Below are 21,213 nucleotides of genomic sequence, written 5' to 3' on the forward strand. Positions count from 1 at the left end.
CGAAATGCCGGCGATCAGAACGGCGCGCAGCCGCAGGCTCATGATGCAAGCCTCCAGCCCAGCCGATAGCCGAGCCCACGGACCGTCTCGATGGCTTCGGCGCCGAGCTTGCGGCGGATGTTGTGGATATGCACATTCAGCGCGTTGCTGCCGATCTCTTCCCCGAGGCCGTACAAGCGCTCGTTGAGCATGTCGGGCGGGACCCACCGGCCATCGGCGTTGGCGAGATGGGCCAGCAGATCGACCTCGCGGCGCGACAAGGAGACGGGCTCGCCCTGGAACCAGGCCAGCCCGCTCTCCGGCTCCAGCCGCAGGGGACCGGCCGAGATGACCTGGGCCGCACGGCCTTGCGTGCGTCTGACCAGCGCATGCAACCGGGCTGCGAGTTCACGCAGGTCGAACGGTTTGATCATGTAGTCGTCGGCACCTTCATGCAGCCCTTTGAGCCTGTGTTCGATGGCGTCCCGCGCCGTGAGGATCAGGACGGGCAATTGAGGTTCGACGGCCCGCATGCTGGCCAGCAACTCCATGCCGTCCCGGTCAGGCAGCCCGAGATCGAGCACCAGGGCATGGAAGGTGTCTTCCGCATGCGTGGCTTCGGCTTCTTCTGCGGTGCCGACGTGATGCACCGCGATGCCGTGCTTGTGCAGACCGGCCACGATCCCCCGTCCGATCAGTTTGTCGTCTTCCACCAACAGTATTCGCATGGCGCCTACCAACCTGAATTTGCTTGTTTGACACGCTCATGTTAGGCCAGAAATGACAGCAAGGTAGGACGCAAGTTCCCGCTAATTCTCAGTTAATCGGGAGAAGACATGATTTTGAAGATTGCCCCTTGAGGGCGCACCTTCCAGGGATGCCCATGTGCATGAACTATGACCCGGCCCATGCTTGAAGCTCTCGATCTCGCGGGCGTTCGCGGGGAGCGCCGCCTGTTTGACCATTTGACTTTCCGGATCGTGCCGGGCGAGTGCCTGTCGGTGCACGGCGAGAACGGCAGCGGGAAGACCACGCTATTGCGAACGCTTGCAGGGTTCGCTACGCCTGCTGCTGGCAGAGTCTTGTGGAAAGGAAAGCCGCTGCGCAACCAGTGGAGTGAATACCAACGCGAACTGGTTTACAACGGCCATGGCATTGGACTCAAAGAAGACCTGAATGCCTTGGACAACCTGCTTGCCGCGGCCGCCATCGCTGGTGAGCCGGTCACCACGGAATGCGTGGAATCAGCGTTGGACGAAGTTGGCTTGGCCGAGCACAGGCACTTGCCGTTCCGGATGTTGTCACAAGGCCAAAAGCGTCGTGCAAGCCTGGCTCGATTGCTCCTCTACAGGAGGAAGTTGTGGATTCTCGATGAGCCCTCCACAGCGCTGGACCAATTCGGTGCGCGATGGCTTGGTGAACTGATCCATCGGCACCAGTCACGCGGCGGCATGGTCGTTCTGACGAGTCACCAGGAGCTGGCCTTGAAAACTTCTCAGACCGTCCGGATGGGGGCATGAGCCGGCCCCTCGTTGCCAATCCGGTATTTGTCGTGATGCGCCGGGACTTGAAGCTCGCCTTGCTCCGAAGGTCAGACGCGCTGATACCTCTTTGCTTCTTTGTCGTGGTCGTCAGTCTGTTTCCATTGGGTATCGGCCCCGAGCGCGAAATGCTCCGACGGATCGCTCCGGGCGTCCTGTGGGTATCGGCGTTGCTGGCCAGCATGCTTTCGCTCAATCGCCTGTTCGAGCAGGATCACGCCGATGGCACGCTGGAGCAGATGATGCTGTCGCCAGCGCCGTTGGCCATGTTGGTCGTCGGCAAGATCGCGGCGCATTGGCTGTTGTCCGGTTTGCCCTTGGCCTTGCTTGCGCCCGCGCTGGCATTGCAGTTCGACCTGCCTGCCTTGTCCCTCTGGATTTTGACCGCATCGCTCGTTATCGGTACGCCGGTGCTCAGCCTCATCGGCGCCGTCGGCGCGGGGCTGACGCTGGGCGTACGCGCAGGGGGTGTCCTCGTTGCTGTGCTGGTGCTGCCGCTCTACATCCCGGTGCTGATCTTCGGTGCCGGCGCGGTCGATGCGTCGATCATCGGTCAGGGAGCGTCGGCCAACCTCTCTTTGCTCGCCGCCGTGTTCGTCTTGGCGGCGTTCTTCACGCCATTCGCAGCGAGTGCATCGCTGCGCATCGCACTGGAGTACTGAGGAGCGAAGCGTATGGTCAACTGGTTCAAGTTTTCATCTCCCAAGGCGTTCTACCCACTCGCGGGGAAGCTCGTCCCTTGGCTCGGCGTGACCGCCGCGGCGCTGTCGCTCGCGGGCGTCTATGTGGGGTTCTTCTTGGCACCCACCGACGCCCAGCAGGGAGAGGGGTATCGCATCATCTTCCTGCACGTGCCGGTTTCATGGATGTCCATGGTCATCTATCTGGCGATGGCGTTCTGGGCCGGCATTGGCCTGGTGTTCAACAGCCGCCTGTCGGCAATGATGGCCTCGGCGCTGGCCCCCACGGGTGCACTGTTCACCTTCCTTTCTCTGTGGACCGGCGCCTTGTGGGGAAAGCCGATGTGGGGAACCTGGTGGGTCTGGGATGCGCGGCTGACCTCTGAACTAGTCCTGCTGTTTCTGTACATCGGTTTCATCGCACTCCAGTCGGCGATCGAAGATCGTCGCCGTGCCGACCGGGCAGGCGCCGTGCTGGCACTGGTCGGCGTGGTGAACATCCCTGTGATCTATTTCTCCGTGCAGTGGTGGAACACCTTGCACCAGGGCGCCTCGGTATCGCTGACTCGTTCGCCCTCCATGGCGACGGTCATGTTGTTGGGCATGCTGATCATGGTTCTTGCGGCCTGGGCTTACACGGCTGCGGCGGCGCTGGCGCGTGTGCGCTGCATCATCCTGGAACGCGAACATCACGCCGGCTGGCTGCAGGACATCGAGGAGGTGAAGCGATGAACTGGGCCAGTGTGGGTGAGTTCCTGGCGATGGGCGGATATGGCGTGTACGTTTGGGGATCCGTCCTGACGACGGTGGTGTTGCTCTGGACTGAATGCCGAATGCTCCGGCGCCGGCGCCGAGCAGCGCTATGGCGCATCCAGTCGGAATTGCTGGGCAAGGAGGCGCGGCGTGAAGCCACGAAATAGACGCATCGCACTCATCGTCGCCGGGCTATCCGCCCTCGGCATCGCCACCGCGCTGGTGCTCAATGCCTTTCAGAGCAACCTTGTGTTCTTCTTCACGCCCTCGCAGGTCAGTGCCGGGGAGGCACCACTGGAGCGCACCTTTCGAGTCGGCGGCATGGTGGAACGAGGTAGTCTGAAGCGCCAGCGTGGTGAGCTTGCCGTGCAGTTCGTCATCACCGATACGGTCAAAGCAATCCCGGTCACGTATTCGGGCATCTTGCCTGACCTGTTCAGTGAAGGAAAAGGGGTGGTTGTTCAAGGACGGCTGGACAGTGCCGGCCTCTTTCGCGCCGAGGAGGTGCTGGCCAAGCACGACGAGAACTACATGCCGCCCGAGGCCCAGCATGCGCTGGACGAAGTCCAGAAGAAGCCGGCTTCAAGGAAGCCTTGACCCATGATTCCAGAAATCGGCCACCTCGCCCTCATCGCTGCCTTGTTCGTGGCACTCGCTCAAGGTGTTCTTGCCCTGGCCGGCGCGGCGCGAGCCAACCTCACCTGGATCGCGTTCGCCCGCCCCGCTGCACGCGCTCAATTCCTGTTGGTGATGGTCGGTTTTGCCGCGCTCACCTGGGCCTTTGTCGCGAAGGACTACTCGGTCGCCTACGTCGCTCAAAACTCCAATTCTCAGCTCCCGCTGGGCTACAGAATGGCCGCGGTCTGGGGCGGACATGAGGGTTCGCTCCTGCTCTGGCTGCTGATGCAGACCGGCTGGGCCTATGCGGTCAGCCGGTTGTCGAAACAGCTTCCGGATGCCATGGTGGCGCGCGTTCTGGGCGTGCTCGGCCTGGTGACGGCCGGCTTCCTGCTGTTCGTCCTGTTGACCTCCAATCCCTTCGAGCGACTTTTCCCGGTACCGCAAGATGGATGGGATCTGAATCCGCTCCTGCAGGATATCGGCTTGATCTTTCATCCACCGCTGCTTTACATGGGGTACGTCGGATTTTCGGTGGCCTTCGCATTCGCGATTGCTGCATTGCTTGCCGGACAACTGGACTCGACGTGGGCACGCTGGTCTCGTCCCTGGGCCACCGCAGCCTGGGCAAATCTGACGGTCGGAATCGCCTTGGGGAGTTGGTGGGCCTTCTACGAGTTGGGCTGGGGGGGCTGGTGGTTTTGGGACCCGGTCGAGAACTCGTCGTTCATCCCCTGGCTGGTGGGCACCGCCTTGATCCACTCTTTGGCGGTGACGGAAAAGCGGGCCAGTTTCAAGAACTGGACGGTGCTGCTCTCGATCGGCGCATTTTCTTGCTCGCTTTTGGGTGCCTTTCTGGTGCGCTCGGGCGTACTGACTTCTGTGCATGCATTTGCCACCGATCCGCGACGCGGGTTATTCATTCTGATTCTGCTGACGGTCATTGTGGGCACGTCGCTCGCTTTGTTCGCATGGCGAGCCCCTAAGGTCGGCATGGGAGGACGGTTCGACATGGTCTCCAGGGAGTCCTTGCTGCTGGTCAACAATGTGCTGTTGGTCGTCACTGCCGGCGCTGTCGCGCTCGGTACGCTGTACCCACTGCTCGTCGATGCGCTGGGCCTGGGCAAGCTCTCCGTGGGGCCGCCATACTTCAATGCGGTGTTCGTGCCATTGATGATCCCCGCGTTGCTTCTGATTGCGGTAGGACCCGCCGCCAATTGGAAGGCCGCCCAGTTCGGTGCCATCTTCAGGCAGTTGCGCGTGCCGATGATTGCTGCACCCCTGGTGGGCCTGACCGCCCCGTTCGTGCTGGGGCACTGGTCAGCTTCTGCGGCGTTGGGCTTGATGCTCGCCACGTGGATTGCGGTGTCGGTGGTGACGGGCATCTTCGGCCGAATGCGCGCCACCCGCGGCGGGTTGCGTGCCCAGCCACGCAGTTGGCTTGGGATGCATATGGCGCATCTGGGCATCGCGGTATTCGTGACTGGCGTGACCATCGTCAGTGGGTATGAGACCGAGCGAGACGTTCGATTGGCCCAGGGCGAGTCCGTCAGCATCGGCGGCTACGACCTCACTTTGATCGGCGTCAGAAGCACGCGGGGGCCCAACTACGTGGCGCAGATAGGCGATATCGAACTGTCGCGCGACGGCAAGGTCTTGCGTCGGCTGCATCCGGAAAAGCGCAATTACCCGGCCTCGCAGATGCCGATGACCGAGGTGGCGATCGATGCAAACGGACTGCGCCACGTCTACGCGGCGCTCGGCGAACCGCTCGGCGACGGTGTTTGGAGCGTTCGTGTCTACCACAAGCCATTCGTTGACTGGATCTGGATCGGCTGCATCCTGATGGCGCTTGGCGGTGGCTTGGCCATCAGCGATCGTCGATACCGTCTGAAGCCTCGCCGTCAACACGTCGCTCCGCCATTGCCCGAGGCCGCATCATGAACCGTTTCCTATGGCCGCTGCTCGGATTCCTTGTCTTGGTGTCGTTCCTCGCAGTGGGCCTGACGCTCAAGCCCAGCGAGGTGCCATCGCCCTTGATCAACAAGCCCGCGCCGCGCTTCAGCCTTCCGCAACTGCAAGCTCCGGACCTGACCTTCTCATCCGAGAGCATGATCGGGAAAGTTTGGGTACTGAACGTGTGGGCTTCCTGGTGCGCGCCCTGTCTTGAGGAGCATCCTGTCATCACCGAATTGGCCAGCAGGCATGCTGTTTCGGTGGTCGGCATGAACTACAAGGACACGCCCCAGAACGCCATCGCCTGGCTACGGCGCAATGGCAATGCCTTTGAAACGACGGTCTCCGATGCGCATGGGGCGGTCGGCATCGACTTCGGGGTGTACGGCGTGCCGGAAACCTATGTGATCGATAAGGCAGGCATCATTCGCTACAAGCACACCGGGGCGATTGACGCGGGGGAAATGCGCGGCGAGCTGCTGCCGCTGGTGCGGGAGCTTGAGAAATGATTCTCTGGCGGGTGGCATTGTTTTTCTTTCTGTTCACGGCTCCGGTCTGGGCCAGCGACCAAGCGGCCGAGGACCGAATGCTGGGCATTGCATCCGAGTTACGTTGCCTGGTTTGCCAGAATGAATCGATTGCAGCTTCGCAGGCCGATCTTGCCGCTGACTTGCGCCAACAGATCCGCGAGCAGATCCGTGCCGGCAAGAGCGATGACGACATCCGGACTTATATGGTCGAGCGATACGGCGATTTCGTGCTCTATCGCCCGCCCTTGAAGCCGACAACGATGTTGCTTTGGTTTGGCCCGTTCGTGGTGCTTGCCTTGGGCATTGTGGTCTTGGTCATGAATCTGCGCAGCCGAAACCGCAAGCCGAAGCATGCTGCACTCAATGAAGAGGAGCGCAGACACGCGGACGCGCTGCTGGCTCCGCCACACAATGTACTGGACGAAACATGAGCATCGTTTTCCTGACTCTGGCGTCGGTGCTCGTGGGAGGCGTCTCGATATGGCTTTCTTTCGTTCTCTGGCGAGGGGGACATGGTGCGAGCGACCAAGTTGCCCCTGAAAGCGTGAACGTCGCGGTACTGCGCGATCAATGGGCGGAGTTGGAGAGAGACCACATCAATGGCACGTTGTCGGCCAATGAATTGGCCGATGCAAGATCTGATCTTCAGCGGCGAGCGCTGAATGAAACTGCTGCTCCTCCGTTGAAATTGGGGCCGCCTGCTGGAAGCAAGCGGGCAGCGATCACTGTCGCCATTCTGCTGCCGATCGCGACAGCGCTCACCTATTCGTACCTGGGAAATCCGGCCGCCACGGACCCGTCACAGGTTCGCAGCGCGAGCATGACGACGCAAACCGATGTGCAAGCAATGGTGGCCTCTCTTCAGGCACGGCTGGCCCAGCACCCCGATGATCCTGGAGGCTGGCTCATGCTGGCGCGTTCCTACCGTTACTTCGGCGATCATGAGCAAGCCGTCAATGCCTTCACCCACGCCAATGAGCTGGTCCAGAACGATCCACAGGCGTTGGCGGAGTACGCGGAGTCGCTGTCCAGAATCCGTGGCTCCGGTTTTGAGGGAGAGCCCACTCGTCTGCTTGAGCGCGCCTTGTCGCTCGATCCCAATGCAGCCCTGCCTCTGACTCTGGCCGGCGCTGCTGCGGTGCAGCGCCGGGACTATCAAACGGCCATCGCGCACTGGGAGAAGCTGCTCGGGATGATGCCCCCCGATTCCGAGGCGGCGAAAGTCGTCGCGGCCGGGATTGAACGGGCCCGGACGGAGCAGGCGGAACTCGCCCATGGTCGATCACCAGAGCCAAGCGCAAAGCCTTGATGGCATCCCCGTCCCCCACGGGCCATTGGGGGGACCTTTAGTTTCGCTTAATCGGGTCATCGCATGATCCAGGCAGCTTTGCTTGGAGGACTCGGATTTGGCTTTTTATCGGCGCATCGTAGCGATCTTTCTCCTGTGTGGTTGTGCGGTCGGCAGTGCGTGGGCGGACGGCCTTTTTCCCTCCTGGGGCCGCAGCGAGCGGCAATTTCTGGACGTTGCCGAAGTTCTCAAGCTGGACGCTGTGCAGCAGCAGGGCGATTCGTTCTCGGCCGCTGGACACGTTGCCGATGGCTACTACGTTTATCGCCATGCCATCAAGTTGGTCGATGCGCAGGGCCATGAAGTCAGCCTGACGCTTCCGGCAGGAACAGCCAAACACGACGAATTCTTTGGCGATACGGAAATCTATACGGGCGATGCCCTCAATCTGCGCTTTCCCGCCACCGCCCCCGGCCCGCTGACACTGCATTGGCAAGGGTGCGCGGAGGCAGGTATCTGCTATCCGCCGCAGACCATGAATGTGGCATTGCCGGCAGTGGTGGCCGGCACATCCCCGACCGGCAATGACTCCGTACAGCGGAGTTCGGCTTTGACCTCCACCAACACAGTCAGCTTGGGCGGAGCTACCGAGGTGGCAGAGGATCAAGCGGCAGCGCAGCGCCTAGCAGCATTGGGCCCCGTGTGGGGAACACTGCTGTTTTTTGGCTTCGGCTTGCTGCTCGCTTTCACACCATGCTCGCTCCCGATGATCCCCATCGTCTCCACCATGGTCGTCGGCAGCCAGGCCAAGCCGCGGCGGGCTTTCTTCCTCTCTCTGTCCTATGTCCTGGCGATGGCGGGCACCTACGCCGCGGTGGGCGTGGCCGCTGGCTTGGCCGGGGCCAACCTGCAAGCCACACTGCAATCGCCTTGGCTGCTCGGAGCGTTTGCAGCCTTGTTCCTGGTCCTGGCGAGTTCACTGTTCGGCCTGTTCGAGCTGCAGATGCCCTCGGCGCTGATCAATCGGGTCGAATCCGCCGGTAGAGATCGCTCGGGCGGGAGCATCTCCGGCGCGGCGGCGCTGGGCTTCCTCTCGGCGCTTCTGGTCGGGCCTTGCATGACCGCTCCATTGGCAGGCGCATTGCTGTACATCGGGCAGACCGGCAGCGCGGTCTACGGTGGCATGGCCTTGTTCGCGCTGGGTTTGGGCATGGGACTGCCCCTGCTGGCCATCGCCGTGTTCGGTGCCCGGGTCCTGCCACGGCCTGGCGCGTGGATGGACCGCGTGCGCGTGGCATTCGGCTACGTCATGGTGGGCATGGCCGTGATGATGCTGACGCGCTTCCTGCCCGGCACGGTCAGCCTGGTTCTGTGGGGCGCATGGGTCTTGTCGGTGGCGATTGGCCTGATCGCGTGGGGCCAGGCCGTGGCAGCGAAGCATCGGCTGGCATGGTCGCTGCGGTCCGGCGCCGTCTTCGCCGGCTTGTGGTCCATCCTGATGCTGGTCGGCGCGGCCTCTGGCGGCGAATCGGCATTGCAGCCGCTGGCCCACCTGCGCGGTGGTTCGACTTCGCCAGCACCGGCGGCGGGCGGCGTCGCTTACCTGCAGGCGAAATCGGTCGAGGACGTGGATGCGCATTTGGCACAGGCCGCTTCGCGCGGCCAATGGACCCTGATCGACTTCTACGCCGACTGGTGCGTCAGTTGCCATGTGATCGAACGCAACGTATTCGGCGACCCCGCCGTCGCGTCCCGCCTGGCCCGGATGCAGGTCGTGCGACCAGATGTGACGCGCAATGATGCGACCGATCAGGCCTTGCTCAAGCATTGGGGTGTCATGGGGCCGCCCACGCTCATTCTGGTTGGCCCGGACGGTACGGAACGCCGGGACCTGCGCGTCGTCGGTGAGATCGATGCCCGCGCCTTCCTGGTGCGCTTGGACAAGGCAGGTTCCTGATGATCAGCGTAGGTCCGTTCTCCGTCCAAGTCGTTGCCGTCTTCCTGGCCGTCCTGCTGGCCTGGGCGGTGGCGCGCATGGTTGCCAAGCGGTTGCCCGACTCTCCGTACAAGGCGGCCGGCGGAATGTTGCTGGACGCCGCTTTTGTGGGGTTTGTGGCGGCTCGCCTCGGCTACATCGCGCAATGGTGGGAAGAGTACGCGCAGTCGCCGATGTCCATGATTTCCATTGGCGACCAAGGCTTTTCGTGGTGGGTCGGTGTCCTGGCAGCGCTGGCGCTCATCTGGTGGCGCACCCGTGCGGTTCGGGCATTGCGCCGGCCTGTATTGGCGGGAGTTGCGGTCGGACTCGCAGCCTGGTTTGCTACCGGGGGCGTACTGGCTCTGCTGCAGCGCTCGGCACCGCCGTTGCCAGCGTTGACGCTCGCAACGCTCGATGAACAGCCAGTCGTCCTGAATTCCTATGCTGGGCGGCCCGTCGTGCTCAACCTCTGGGCGTCGTGGTGTCCACCATGCCGTCGCGAGATGCCGGTGTTCGAGCAGGCACAAGCGCAGTATCCCGATATCGCTTTTGTCATGGTCAACCAGGGAGAGAGCGCCCAGCAAGCCCGCGCCTTTCTTGAGAGCGAACGCCTGCATCTCAAGGATGTGCTGCTCGACCCCGCTTCCCAGACCATGCAGGCCGTCGCATCGCGAGGCCTGCCCACCACCTTGTTCTTCGATGAGCAAGGACGCCTGGTGGATACCCATCTGGGCGAACTCACGATGGCCAGCCTCAAACACACGGTGTCGCGCCGATTCGCGCCAGCCCAACAGATCAAGACAGACAAGGAGTAACCATGTTTGCACAACGCTCGCACATTTCGTTCCTGCTGGCCGCCAGCTTCATGGTGGTCACCGGCTGCAGCAAGGCAGAGACGGCTGACAAGCCGGCCGTCCTCAAGGCGCTGGAAGGTCAGGGCCTGACCGTCACGCAGGAATTCAAGGTCGGCGGCGGTCTGCGCGCCTTCGCTGCCGTCGCGGGTGACCGGCCCATTGCCGTGTACATCACGAGCGATGGCAATGCCATCGTGGGAACTCGCCTGAACGCCAAGGGCGAGCCAATGGACGAAGCGGACCTGGAAAAGCTGGCCGCCAAGCCGGTCAGCGACAAGGAATGGTCGCAGCTGCAGTCGTCCACCTGGGTGCTGGACGGCAAGGCAGATGCGCCGCGCGTCATCTACACCTTCAGCGATGCCAACTGCCCCTATTGCAACGCCTTCTGGGAAGCTGCACGCCCCTGGGTGGATTCCGGCAAGGTCCAGTTGCGGCACATTCTGGTAGGCATCATCAAGGATGACAGCCCGGCCAAAGCCGCGGCCATTCTTGGCGCGCCTGACCGGAGTGCGGCGTTGTTGACGAACGAGCGGCAGTTTGGCCAGGGCGGGATTACGCCAGCCAAGAGCGTGCCTGCCGATGTGCGCAAGATCCTCGATGACAACCTGGCACTCATGGCGAGCACCGGCTTCCGGGGGACGCCCGGCATCGTTGTACGCGGCCCCAATGGGATCCTCAAGAAGTACAACGGCATGCCGCGAGGGGCGCAATTGGGTGAAGTGCTGGGGCCGCGCTGAACCAGCCGCCCAGGCGCCGAACCTGATGGCCGCTTCTCTCAGCCCGCATCTCAGGCTGCTCAACGGAAATTGCACAAAGGATCATTCACTATGCTCTCGCTGACGGGTGGAGTGCTGGGCCTCATCATCGGAGCCGTGCTGGGATTGACTGGCGCCGGCGGCGGCATCTTCGCGGTGCCGGCGCTGGTGTTCGGCCTGGGCATGGACATCCGTCAGGCCGCGCCCGTGGCGCTGCTCGCCGTGGGAGCAGCGGCGACCCTGGGCGCTTTGCAGGGCTTGCGCCAGGGGGTAGTTCGGTACAAGGCAGCGATGATGTTGGCGGCTGCCGGCGCCGTGACGGCTCCGCTGGGCGTGCAGTTTGCCCACTGGCTTTCGCCTCGATGGCTGAACCTGATCTTCGTCGCCATCATGCTCGTGGTGGCCTACCGGATGTTCATGTCATCTCGCGGCAGCCAGACGCAGGACGATCTGGCTGACGAGCCAGCCCGGGTCTGCAAGATCTCCAAGGACACCGGCCGCTTCGTCTGGAACGTGCGAACAGCGACCACGCTGGGGAGCATCGGCATCGTCTCCGGTTTGGCCACGGGCATGTTGGGGGTGGGCGGCGGATTCATCATCGTCCCGGCTCTGGCGCATTTCAGCGAGCTGCGCATGCACAGCATCGTCGCGACCTCGCTCATGGTGATCGCGCTGCTGTCCGCTGTAACCGTGTTCATCGCGTGGAGTCATGGCATGACGCTCACCGCGCCCGCCTGGACATTCGTTCTCACGGCGCTCGTGGGCATGTCGCTCGGCCGTGTTCTGGCACGCAGGATTCCCTCAAAGATGCTCCAGCGGGTGTTTTCGATCACCTGCGTGGCCGTGGCGGCCCTCATGCTCATGCGCAATGTTGGCTAGAGGTCCGATGTTCGATTAATTGATTGTGGACGGGAAAATTCAATGCAGACAAGGAAAGTAGATGTCGCCATCATTGGCGCGGGAACCGCTGGCAGCACCGCATTCCATGCGCTGAAAGCGACAGGCAAACAGGTGGTTCTGATCGATCGGGGGCCATTGGGGACGACCTGCGCGCGCGTCGGATGCATGCCCTCGAAGGCGGCCCTGCATGCCGGCATGCACTGGAAGGTCGCCAAGGCACTGGCAGCGAGCGCCACGCCATCGACCCAAGGGCCGCAGGCCTTATGGTCCCACGCCCGCCAGACCAGGGATGCGCTGGCCGGCGCCGCCGCGGAGCGCACGCGCAAGGCGGCTGGCGAGAGCCTGATCATGGCCGAAGCGCGCTTCGTCGCGCCGGGCATCTTGCAGGCAGGTGAACAACGGATCGAGGCCAGCGCCTTCATCGTGGCGACGGGCTCTCGCCCGGTGGTCCCCAAAGCGCTCGACGGCGTTGCCTCCCGCATCCTGACCACCGATACCCTGTTCGACCTGGGCGTCCTGCCCGCACGGATGGGAATCCTGGGACTGGGCGCCATCGGGCTGGAACTCGGCCTGGCCCTGTCTCGCTTGGATGTGCAGGTGGTCGCGGCAGACCAGAAAGACGCCATCGGCGGCATCCAGGACCCCGATGTCCTGGAGCGGGCGATCGCCAGGTTCGAGACCGAGTTGCCGATGTGGTTGGGCGCCGCCGTCGAAGTCAGCCTTGAAGGCGACCAGGTGCGCATGCGCGCCGGCGAGCGCGACGCGCTCGTGGATCGGCTTCTCGTCGTGACGGGACGACAACCCAATACCGAGGCGCTCGATCTCGCCGCGGCCGGCATCTCCTTGGATCAGGCTGGCCGACCGAGCATCGACCCCGCGACCATGCAGGCCTGCGGGCCGTCCCAGGTGCCGATTTTCTTCGCAGGCGATGTGCAGCCGGATCGCCCTCTGATGCACGAGGCCGCGGACGAGGGTCAGATGGCAGCGCAAGCCGCACTGGCGAGCTTGCGCGGCGAAAGTTGGCCGGGCGCATCCCGGCGCGTGCCGATCACGATCCTGTTCACCGACCCGGATGCGTGCGCAGTCGGCATGACCTACGAGGCGGCGGTGCAGGAAGGCGCGGTCGTCGGCACCGCGGAAGGCAGCGGCAACGGGCGCTCCAAGATTCTTGGTGCTCCGGAAAACCTGCTGCACATCTATGCCGACCCCGGCTCAGGCGCCTTGCTCGGTGCCAGCATGCTCCTGACGCAAGGCGAGCACCTGGCGCACCTGATCGCTTGGGCGATCCAGGCGAAGCAGACCGTCAACGATCTGCTGGCCATGCCGTACTACCACCCCTCCATCGAGGAGATGCTGCAAAGCGCCTTGAAATCCGCATCCCAGCAGATGCGCCCGTGAACAACCCTTCTGACTGCACCACCGACCGACCATGACCCAAGACACCCAGCGCCCCACATTGAAAGTGATCCTCCACGCACCGACGGCAGAAGCCTTTGAGCGTGCGCGAAGCAATGCAACCAATCTCAAGCGCGCGGCGCCCGATGCCGATGTGCGCATCGTTGCGAACGCGCAAGCCGTCGCCGCCGCCCTGGACACGGCACCTTCCGACCTCGACGCGCTCACCTGGGTATGCCCGAACACACTTTCGCGGATCGGCAGGGACAACAGAGAGCCGCTCGAAGTACTGGACGGGCCTGCTGTTATCGAGATGGCGCGCATGCAGCAAGCGGGATGGATCTACATACGGGCGTAGCACGCGACTGCCGGTTCGGCATGGGGGGGCTGAGACCATGGAATTACGACATCTGCGCTATTTCATGGCCCTGGCTGAAGAGTTGCATTTCACGCGCGCCGCCGAGCGCCTGCACATCGAACAGCCCCCCTTGTCCCGTGCCATCAAAGAACTGGAGGACGAGCTAGGGGTCGTGCTGTTCGACCGGAACCGCCGTGGAACCGTGCTGACGTCGGCGGGTGTTGTCTTTCTTCAAGATATCCGCAGATTGTTCACCGTGCTCGAACAGGCACGCGAAAACGCCCAGGCCGTGGCAGCAGGTTTGCGAGGCAGTCTGCGCATCGCGATTTCCGACGGGGCAATCGATGCTCGCCTGTCGGCATTTCTGGCCCGGTGCCGCGCGGAGGAGCCGGAGATCGAGATACGGCTGTCCGAGGTTCCGCTGGCCGAGCAGTTGCGCGGCCTGCGGTCCGGGGATTTCATGATCGGATTCGCGCATACGGCCGACGTCGGCGACGACATACGGGCTGAGCCCATCTGGCGAGATCCATTGGTCATTGCCGTGCCGGCACGGCACGCACTGCTCGCCCACAAAAAGGTCCCGCTCCAAGAAGTCGGGATCCATCCACTGGTCTTGTGCGATCCCCATGCGTGCGAGGGCTACTGCCGGGAACTGACACGACTGCTGCAGGTGCTTGAGCACAAGTTGAACGTCGTCGAGGAGGTGTCCTCGCTGGACATGATGCTCACCTTGGTCGGTGCTGGTTACGGTATCGGCTTTCTCGCGGCGAGCAAGATTCCGGTTTGCCAACGCCCGGACGTGGTGATCCGTCCCCTGGCCATCGATTCAGCCGTCATCACGACTTACTTGCTGCGGGCCGACAGCAGTGATTTGTCGGCTTCGCTGGAGCGGTTCATCGTTCGCCTACGTGACTCTGCGAGCGGCTGAAGGCCCCGCTGGCAGACACCCTCAAAGATCGGTTTCGGCACGAAGATTGCGCTCGGTGGCCGCCATCAATTCAGCCGCGCTTATCCCAAGTGCTACTGAAATTTTCAGTATGAGGGGCAGCGTGGGCACGTGCTCTCCACGCTCGATCTTGCCCATGTGCGAGCGCGAAATGCCTGCCCGAGATGCGAACTCGTCTTGCGCGACTCCTTGTGCGACGCGCGCAGCGCGCACGGCCTGTCCGAAAGCTGTCGCCGCTGCGGATTCATACGTTGTTGTGCCAGAAGGACGGCCTGGCTGAATGGTTGATTTCTGCATTAGCAGAAGCGTCAAACAATCTGCCAAAATTAACCACGTTAAAGATAACGGCGTTAAACTTCACTCTTGACCACGATGCAAGTTCACCTACTCGGCCAGAACACTTTTTGGGGGCTCGCATGCATGATGCCACCAGCCAGTTTCCCCATCTCAGGCTTGCGATAGCACCTGGGGTGCCATCCTCATGCTTCTCCTCGCTTCTCGCCCTGCAACGCGCGGAAGAGCCGGAAATCACTATCGCGTTCTTTGAGACATCAAGTGACGACCTGGTGACGGGCATTGATGAAGGTCGTTACGACGCAGGAATGTCGCTTCGGGCCGTAAGCGCTCCGTCTCTGAAAAGCCAACCCTTGTGGATCGAGAACATCGCTGTTGCCATGCCATTGTGGTCCCCCTTGCTCGCCCAGACAAAGCTTACGATCGCCGAACTTTTGGACTACCCCGTGTTTCGCTGGCCGGCAGAAAGCTGCTCACTACTGGATCAGCGGCTGTCATCCCTCCCGTCTTTAAGCCGGCAGAGCGTCCAGCATGTGACCTCGTTCGACATGTTGGCGCTATGGGTCGGCGCTGGCTATGGTGTCGGGATCACCGCGCAATCGCGCATCGAGCGCGCTGATGCATGGGGGATCACCGCCCGGCCGCTGGCCGAGGGGCCCTACGAGGTCGTGACTCATCTGCAGCGCCTCAAAGGACGAACTAACGCGGTTTCTGAGCGGTTCGAGCGCAGAGCGATGCAGGTAGCCAAGGATAGTGCAGTCCAATCGAATACCCGATAGCGCGCCCGCGCTGAGCGTTCCCTGATGTGCAGACGCCAGGCGTCCGGCGATCTGCTGGACATGCATGATCGTCTGCTCGATTTCTCGACGGCGCATACCGGCGCCGTGTCCTTCGCTCCCGCACAGCGTGCTGAGCGAACTCATGCAGGCGGTGCAGATGTAGCGCGGGGGCCGTAAGGCCCCCGCGAGGGCTGTAACCCTATGCGCCGTCCAAGGCGACAGCGCTCTCCATCAGCCGGCGAACACTCTGGCGCACCTCTTCGGAGATAGGCCGCGGCGGTACGACCTCGGGAGCATTCGCATGTGGCTCGCTGCCTGCGATGATCTGTACCACCATGCCCAGATTGCTTGGCGTCACGATGTCGATGGCCGCGCGGTCACCCAGGTCGGGATGTGGCTGGGTCAGCATGCGGTAAAGCTCCCATGAATCCGCCTGGGGGTACTGGCGCATGAGCACCTGGGCCAGCTTGTGTTTGAGCGGCACCAGTTGCCAATCGGGAACTCGCTGCCCCCGGTTGCCCAGGCTGATGGAGAGCAGCTTGCCCGCCTTCAACTCGCGGTTGATCTGGTCCTTGGACTTTCCAGCCAACTTGCCGAACAGGGGCACCGGCAGACTGCTCGGCGATTCGTAGATGGCCAGCATTTCCTCGCGCTCGCGCTGGATGGCCGACACCTCGGGTTCTGGCGCATGAGTCGGGGATGGCGGCACCTGCGACAACCGTTGGAAGGTGATGCCCCCTTCGTTCGGCGTCACGACGATGGGGGTGGCCACCACCGGCGGAACGGGAGGCGCAGAGGAAGCTGCAACGATGGCGTCGGGCTTGTCCTCCTCCGCCATGGCCGGTACGCCCTCGATGTGGATAGTGAGGTGCGCGCTGGCCGCTTCGACTTGGCCCTGTTCGAGCAAGTCGAGGCGGTCGGCCCAGTCCTGCATCATCCGGCGGCGCGGTTCCACGTACTTGGCGTGGTTGTAGGCCGAACTCACCTTGTTTGGGTCGGAATGCGAAAGCTGCGCGTCCACCCAAATCTTGGGATAGCCGATCTCGTTGAGTGCCGTCGAGATGGTTCCACGAATACCGTGGCCGGTCAGTTTGTCCTCGTAGCCCATCCGCTTCAAGGCGGCGTTGAGCGTGTTCTCGCTGATGCGCTTCTTGAGTTCGCTGCGGTGCGTCAGCAGGTGGCGCTGGGCGGGCCGCATCACCCCCAGGAGGTAGCGCACGATCTCGATGGCCTGAAGGGACAGCGGCACGATGTAGGGCGGTACGTCCTGCGGCCGCTTCCCCGCTTTGCGCATCTCGTCCTGAAGCTGCTTGACGATCTGCGGGGGGATGATCCAAAGCCCACGGTCGAGGTCGAACTGATCCGGGGTCGCCAGCCGCAGTTCGCCGGTGCGCACGCCGGTCAAGAACAGCAGGCGGATACCGAGCTGGGTTTGCCAGCCGCGCGGGTTGTAGAGCCTGAGCTTCTGGAGGAACTCGGGAAGCTCGGGCAGGTGCAGGTAGGGGTTATGGGTCACCGCGGGCTTGGGCTCGGCCACTACGTCCAGGTCCGTGGCCGGATTGGCCTCCATGCCCTCGACGATGACGAGCGCATAGCGGAATAGCTGCCCCAGCCAGGTCCGGACCTTTTCGGCAGTGGTGAAGGCCTCGCGCTTCTCGATCCGCGCCAGGACGCCCAGGAGTTGCGGCCTGCGAATGTCATAGATCGACATCTGCTTGAGGCTGGGCAGCACGTCTTTCTCGAAGATCCGCTTGATCTGCGACAGTGTGCTGTTCCGGCCTTCCTTGAGTTCCTTGGCGCGGTGCTCGACCCAAGCATCGAAGACTGCCTTGAATGTGTAGTCCGAGGCCAGCTTGACCGCATGCCGTTTCTGCTTGCGGTCGGTGTGGGGGTTGATGCCTTGGGCCAGGAGCGCCCTGGCTTCGTCGCGCAAGGTGCGGGCTTCGCGCAGGCCGATCTCGGGATAGTTGCCCAGGGATATGCGTTTTTGCTTGCCGAGCCAGTAGTAGCGCAGGTGCCACGATTTGCCGCCGGTGGGGGCGACCACCAGGCCGAGGCCATCGGTATCGGGGATGCTGTAGGTTTTCTTGGCGGCCTTGGCTTGCCGCACGGTCAGATCAGAGAGTGCCATCATCAAACTCCTAAGTCGTGAGACTTAGGCTCAATGCTGCTGGTCATCCCGATCCAACCCCAGCAACAACCCGGAACCGGCACCACCCGCATTCTCTGGCCTCAATTTTGGCCTCAAAAACGCTGGCTGTCGGTGGATTTCCGTGGCTTTGGCTGGAATGAAAAAAGGGGCCGAAGCCCCTAATTTCAATGACTTACAGACGTCAGTGGAAGTCTGTAGATCAAAACTTGGAGCGGGAAACGAGACTCGAACTCGCGACCTCAACCTTGGCAAGGTTGCGCTCTACCAACTGAGCTATTCCCGCAGATTCCGTTCGACCTGCGTCGAAGGAGCGCTATTGTGTCCAAATTCCTTCACGCCGTCAACAGTCTTCACACGATGCGGTCATGGGCGTCCGCACTGGGGTACGCTGCCCCGCCCAGCCCCGTGCGCCCATGTTCCTTCGCGGCAAGCCCCTGTTGATCGCCCTGCTGCTGCATCTGCTGGTGGCCCTGCTGTACTGGGCACTGATTCCGCTGGGAATGAACTGGTATCGCGACCATTTCGGCTTCACCTCCCATCGCGACATCAGCCTGGGCATCGCGCAGTTCTACCTGTTCTGGATGTTCCTTGGCGCCCAGCCAATGATCGCGGTGCTGCGGCCGCTGTTCGCCAAACTGTTGGTGCTGGCGGTTCCGCTGACGTTCGCGACCTGGACGCTGATGCACAACCACCCGCTGCGCCTGCTGTACTTCACTGTCGGGCCTGGCCTGCTGGCGCTGGCCGCGATCGCCACATCGGTGTGCTATGCATCACGCAGCCGCCTGCCCGCTACCGTGGACACCGCCGATGCCTAGACGTTACATCCGCCTGTTCTGGTTGCTGGTCGCGCTGACCTGGCTGGCGCTGATCGCCGCACTGGTCAATGCCGGCTTCACCCCGGACTACTGGTTGCTGCACCGCCTGGAAGGCGCCGAGCTGCCCTACCCGACCAGCACTGTCATCGTGTTCGCGTTGCTGGGCACGGTTGAACTGGTCGTGGCCGCCTTGATCGTGCGGCCATGGAAACTGAAGCGACTGTGGCTGCGCCTGTTGATTGCCTTCGTTCTGCTGCTGGCGTGGTCAGTACCGTGGATGCTGTCGGCCATGCACCAGCCACCGGTGCACGGCATGCACCTGCTGTGGTTGCTGCTGCTGGACGTGGGACTGCTGCTGACGCTGTGCGTGGTGTCGCTGGCCAGCGTCCTGGGACGCATTTCCGGCAGGAAGAAGACCCCGACTGCGGTTCCTTAAGGCGCTGGACCCGAGGGCTTCACCGCTTCATTTTCGGATCTCTTGCATGGATTGCGGCAGGCCGATGCAGGAAGGTTGAGGATCCGCCAGCGACGAACGCCTGCATAGTGCCCCTGCCCATCGCATTCCGTGCCGTCTCTGCCTTCTGGCTGTTCGTATCACTCATCTGGCTGCTGCTGGTTGCTGCGCTCATCCATGCCGGATTCCAGCCGGATCATTGGCAGCGGCCTTACACCGAGTCCGGGACGCTGCCCTACCCCATCGGCTCGGTGATCACGTTCGCGCTGATCATCCTCGTGGAAATGACAGTGCTGTGCGTGGCTGTGCAGCCATGGCGGTTCCGCCGCCTGTGGCTGCGGATGCTGCTCGGCATCCTTCCGTGGCTTGCCTGGACGGCCTATTGGGGCGCGATTTCCATGCATCAATCACCCGTGCGTGCCGTGCATATGCTCTGGCTGCTCGGCATGAGCGCCCTCCTGCTGCTTGCACTGCTCGTGGTTGTGCCGGCCTCGCTTTGGCCTAGCCTGCGACGTTGGCTCGAGAACTGAGGCCCGCGCCCTAATTCCGGAACTCCACCCGCACATGCTGGCCGAAGCGCGCCTTGGCCGCGCCGTCGAACTCCAGCACGCACTCCACCACCTTGGCCACGCCCCGCCCGGCATCTTCAGGCAGGCGCGCCTGCGCGAACACCGGACTGATGCGCACCACGCGCGCGGGTGGCAGTGAGCCGGTGTTCTCGGCGCCATCGCTGTCCGGCACGACGGTGGCCTTCATGCCCACCTGCACGGCATCGGCATAGGCGGCGCTCAGTTCTGCACGCACCTGCAGCGGGCGTGCCGGCAGCAGCGAGATCGCCGGCTTGCCAGCCTGCACGAAGGCGCCGAGGCCCGGCACCTGGCCGACCACGGTGCCGGCTTCCGGCGCGCTCAGCGACATCTGCTGCAGTTTCAGTCTGGCGTGCTCCAGCTTGTGCTGGGCCATGTCGACCTGCGCACCGGCCACATCGACATCGGCACGTACGCCGGCCAGCTGCTGCTTGGCCGCATCGGCCTGCTGGTTGGACGACACGCCTTCGCTGGCGCCGGTGGACAGACGGGTGGCGTTGCGCTCCAGTTCGCGCAACTGCGCCTGGCTGCCCTTCAGGCGGTCGTTGGTCAGGGCCAGATCGGCGGTGGCCATCGCCACTTCCTGCTGCAGCAGGGCGCCATCCAGCGACAGCAGCAACTGTCCCCTCTTCACCGTGGCACCCTCCTTCACCGGCGCGGCGGTGATCGAGCCATCCACTGGCGGCGCCAGCGCGATCAGGCCACCCTCGACGTCGATGATGCCGCGCGCCACCGCGACCTTGCCGGCGGTGGCAGTGCCGGCTTTACCTGCAGGTGCTTGGGCAGGCGCGTCCTTGGAACAGGCGCCGAGCAGCAGCGCCGCGGACAGTACCAGGCTGAAGGGAAGCAGGTGCAACGTCTTGGTCATGGGGCGGACTCTACAGTTTCGTTCTGGCGGCGGTCATCACGGACCATGCCGTCTTCCATGGCGATCACCCGATCCGCATGCCGGATCAGGCGTGGATCGTGGCTCACGCACAGCACGGTGGCGCCATGCGCACGTGCGTAGCGATGCAGGATGTCGATCACGCGCTGGCCGTTCTCGGCGTCCAGCGCGCTGGTGGGTTCGTCGGCGAAGATCAGCGTCGGCGACTTGGCGAAGGCGCGCGCAACGGCCACGCGCTGCTTCTCACCACCGGACAGCTGCGCCGGTCGCATGTGGCTGCGGTGGCTGAGGCCCACCTCGTCCAATGCCTTGCGGGCCAGCGGTTCGCTTTCGCGATTGCTCATGCCGCGATAGCCCAGCGGCAGCTGCACCTGTTCCAGTGCGGTCAGTGCGGGGAACAGATTGAAGCCCTGGAACACGAAGCCGACATGGTGCAGGCGGAAGCGCTCCACTTCACTGCGCGTCATGTGGCCCACGTCCTGCCCGAGCGCGCGCACGCGGCCGCCATCGGGCGCAGACAACCCAGACAGCAACGACAGCAGCGTGCTCTTGCCGCAACCGGATGGGCCCGATACCAGGGTCAGTTCACCGGGGTAGATGTCCAGCGACAGGCCGCGCAGCACCTGAACCTGCACATCGCCGGACATGAAACCCTTTTCCAGTGCGTCGGCCTGCAGGGTCGGGGCGACGGCGCGTATGGAAGTCATCGGTCGGT

General features: G+C 63.2%; 25 protein-coding genes and 1 tRNA gene. 20 read left to right on the forward strand and 6 right to left on the reverse strand.

Annotation, left to right across the window (positions count from 1 at the left end):
* Positions 1–38: 38 nt before the first annotated feature.
* Positions 39–707, reverse strand: coding sequence for a response regulator (locus QRO95_RS14100; RefSeq protein ID WP_003149815.1), 669 nt, complete (start codon positions 705–707; stop codon positions 39–41).
* Between the two features lie 168 nt (positions 708–875).
* On the opposite strand from QRO95_RS14100, the gene ccmA reads away from it, so the two are divergent.
* From ccmA to QRO95_RS14180, 16 genes are all read left to right on the forward strand, one after another.
* Positions 876–1,499 carry a cytochrome c biogenesis heme-transporting ATPase CcmA gene (ccmA, locus tag QRO95_RS14105; protein WP_003149817.1) on the forward strand — a complete coding sequence of 208 codons (624 nt, stop codon included), beginning with the start codon at positions 876–878 and terminating at the stop codon, positions 1,497–1,499.
* The gene (gene ccmB / locus QRO95_RS14110) at positions 1,496–2,182 is read left to right on the forward strand and encodes a heme exporter protein CcmB (RefSeq protein ID WP_003149819.1); all 687 of its coding nucleotides are present in this window, start codon (positions 1,496–1,498) and stop codon (positions 2,180–2,182) included. The genes ccmA and ccmB overlap by 4 nt, the downstream gene beginning before the upstream one ends.
* Before the next feature lie 12 nt (positions 2,183–2,194).
* Positions 2,195–2,932 (forward strand): heme ABC transporter permease CcmC, encoded by a 738-nt coding sequence (ccmC, locus tag QRO95_RS14115; RefSeq protein ID WP_003149822.1) that lies wholly within the window; start codon positions 2,195–2,197, stop codon positions 2,930–2,932.
* A gap of 29 nt (positions 2,933–2,961) precedes the next feature.
* Entirely contained in the window at positions 2,962–3,120 is a 159-nt protein-coding gene (gene ccmD / locus QRO95_RS14120) for a heme exporter protein CcmD (RefSeq protein WP_231138511.1), read from the forward strand.
* Entirely contained in the window at positions 3,104–3,550 is a 447-nt protein-coding gene (gene ccmE / locus QRO95_RS14125; RefSeq protein WP_003149827.1) for a cytochrome c maturation protein CcmE, read from the forward strand. The genes ccmD and ccmE overlap by 17 nt, the downstream gene beginning before the upstream one ends.
* Before the next feature lie 3 nt (positions 3,551–3,553).
* Positions 3,554–5,515 carry a heme lyase CcmF/NrfE family subunit gene (locus QRO95_RS14130; RefSeq protein WP_285302833.1) on the forward strand — a complete coding sequence of 654 codons (1,962 nt, stop codon included), beginning with the start codon at positions 3,554–3,556 and terminating at the stop codon, positions 5,513–5,515.
* Positions 5,512–6,036, forward strand: coding sequence for a DsbE family thiol:disulfide interchange protein (locus QRO95_RS14135; protein ID WP_003149830.1), 525 nt, complete (start codon positions 5,512–5,514; stop codon positions 6,034–6,036). Before QRO95_RS14130 ends, QRO95_RS14135 begins: the two co-directional genes overlap by 4 nt.
* Entirely contained in the window at positions 6,033–6,488 is a 456-nt protein-coding gene (locus tag QRO95_RS14140; RefSeq protein ID WP_003149833.1) for a cytochrome c-type biogenesis protein, read from the forward strand. Before QRO95_RS14135 ends, QRO95_RS14140 begins: the two co-directional genes overlap by 4 nt.
* Positions 6,485–7,366: a c-type cytochrome biogenesis protein CcmI gene (gene ccmI, locus QRO95_RS14145; protein WP_003149835.1), complete on the forward strand. Its 882-nt coding sequence runs from the start codon at positions 6,485–6,487 to the stop codon at positions 7,364–7,366. Before QRO95_RS14140 ends, ccmI begins: the two co-directional genes overlap by 4 nt.
* Positions 7,367–7,448: 82 nt before the next feature.
* On the forward strand, positions 7,449–9,302 hold the full coding sequence (gene dsbD / locus QRO95_RS14150) for a protein-disulfide reductase DsbD (protein ID WP_004350664.1): 1,854 nt from the start codon (positions 7,449–7,451) through the stop codon (positions 9,300–9,302).
* Entirely contained in the window at positions 9,302–10,138 is an 837-nt protein-coding gene (locus QRO95_RS14155; RefSeq protein WP_004350666.1) for a TlpA disulfide reductase family protein, read from the forward strand. The genes dsbD and QRO95_RS14155 overlap by 1 nt, the downstream gene beginning before the upstream one ends.
* 2 nt (positions 10,139–10,140) lie before the next feature.
* Complete coding sequence (gene dsbG / locus QRO95_RS14160) at positions 10,141–10,914, forward strand: thiol:disulfide interchange protein DsbG (RefSeq protein ID WP_003149839.1); 774 nt, start codon at positions 10,141–10,143, stop codon at positions 10,912–10,914.
* Positions 10,915–11,004: 90 nt separating this feature from the next.
* Positions 11,005–11,811: a sulfite exporter TauE/SafE family protein gene (locus QRO95_RS14165; RefSeq protein ID WP_004350669.1), complete on the forward strand. Its 807-nt coding sequence runs from the start codon at positions 11,005–11,007 to the stop codon at positions 11,809–11,811.
* 42 nt (positions 11,812–11,853) lie between these two features.
* Positions 11,854–13,230 (forward strand): dihydrolipoyl dehydrogenase, encoded by a 1,377-nt coding sequence (locus QRO95_RS14170; protein WP_004350672.1) that lies wholly within the window; start codon positions 11,854–11,856, stop codon positions 13,228–13,230.
* A gap of 31 nt (positions 13,231–13,261) precedes the next feature.
* Positions 13,262–13,585, forward strand: coding sequence for a hypothetical protein (locus QRO95_RS14175; RefSeq protein ID WP_003149844.1), 324 nt, complete (start codon positions 13,262–13,264; stop codon positions 13,583–13,585).
* A 37-nt stretch (positions 13,586–13,622) separates the two neighbouring features.
* Entirely contained in the window at positions 13,623–14,513 is an 891-nt protein-coding gene (locus tag QRO95_RS14180) for a LysR family transcriptional regulator (protein WP_004350675.1), read from the forward strand.
* Positions 14,514–14,534: 21 nt separating this feature from the next.
* Here the strand turns inward: QRO95_RS14180 and QRO95_RS14185 are convergent, their stop codons facing one another.
* Positions 14,535–14,828 carry a helix-turn-helix domain-containing protein gene (locus QRO95_RS14185; RefSeq protein ID WP_003149846.1) on the reverse strand — a complete coding sequence of 98 codons (294 nt, stop codon included), beginning with the start codon at positions 14,826–14,828 and terminating at the stop codon, positions 14,535–14,537.
* Positions 14,829–14,947: 119 nt separating this feature from the next.
* Here QRO95_RS14185 and QRO95_RS14190 point away from each other — a divergent pair, with 119 nt between their 5' ends.
* Entirely contained in the window at positions 14,948–15,604 is a 657-nt protein-coding gene (locus QRO95_RS14190; protein WP_003149848.1) for a substrate-binding domain-containing protein, read from the forward strand.
* Positions 15,605–15,803: 199 nt separating this feature from the next.
* On the opposite strand, the gene QRO95_RS14195 is transcribed toward QRO95_RS14190, so the two are convergent.
* Together QRO95_RS14195 and QRO95_RS14200 are read right to left on the reverse strand one after the other, a co-directional pair.
* Positions 15,804–17,735: an integrase arm-type DNA-binding domain-containing protein gene (locus QRO95_RS14195; RefSeq protein WP_004350679.1), complete on the reverse strand. Its 1,932-nt coding sequence runs from the start codon at positions 17,733–17,735 to the stop codon at positions 15,804–15,806.
* Between the two features lie 228 nt (positions 17,736–17,963).
* Positions 17,964–18,039, reverse strand: a tRNA-Gly gene (locus tag QRO95_RS14200).
* Between the two features lie 130 nt (positions 18,040–18,169).
* On the opposite strand from QRO95_RS14200, the gene QRO95_RS14205 reads away from it, so the two are divergent.
* The 3 genes from QRO95_RS14205 (at position 18,170) to QRO95_RS14215 (ending at position 19,555) form a co-directional block, all read left to right on the forward strand.
* Complete coding sequence (locus QRO95_RS14205) at positions 18,170–18,571, forward strand: hypothetical protein (RefSeq protein WP_285302834.1); 402 nt, start codon at positions 18,170–18,172, stop codon at positions 18,569–18,571.
* Positions 18,564–19,007 (forward strand): hypothetical protein, encoded by a 444-nt coding sequence (locus tag QRO95_RS14210; protein ID WP_071228368.1) that lies wholly within the window; start codon positions 18,564–18,566, stop codon positions 19,005–19,007. The genes QRO95_RS14205 and QRO95_RS14210 overlap by 8 nt, the downstream gene beginning before the upstream one ends.
* A 107-nt stretch (positions 19,008–19,114) precedes the next feature.
* Positions 19,115–19,555 carry a hypothetical protein gene (locus tag QRO95_RS14215; RefSeq protein ID WP_285302835.1) on the forward strand — a complete coding sequence of 147 codons (441 nt, stop codon included), beginning with the start codon at positions 19,115–19,117 and terminating at the stop codon, positions 19,553–19,555.
* A gap of 10 nt (positions 19,556–19,565) precedes the next feature.
* Here QRO95_RS14215 and QRO95_RS14220 read toward each other — a convergent pair whose 3' ends face one another.
* Positions 19,566–20,480: an HlyD family secretion protein gene (locus QRO95_RS14220; protein WP_285302836.1), complete on the reverse strand. Its 915-nt coding sequence runs from the start codon at positions 20,478–20,480 to the stop codon at positions 19,566–19,568.
* On the reverse strand, positions 20,477–21,205 hold the full coding sequence (locus tag QRO95_RS14225) for an ABC transporter ATP-binding protein (RefSeq protein ID WP_285302837.1): 729 nt from the start codon (positions 21,203–21,205) through the stop codon (positions 20,477–20,479). Before QRO95_RS14225 ends, QRO95_RS14220 begins: the two co-directional genes overlap by 4 nt.
* Positions 21,206–21,213: the final 8 nt, after the last annotated feature.

The sequence above is a fragment of the Stenotrophomonas maltophilia group sp. Smal13 genome, from assembly GCF_030236855.1.
Classification (GTDB): Bacteria; Pseudomonadota; Gammaproteobacteria; order Xanthomonadales; family Xanthomonadaceae; genus Stenotrophomonas; species Stenotrophomonas maltophilia_A.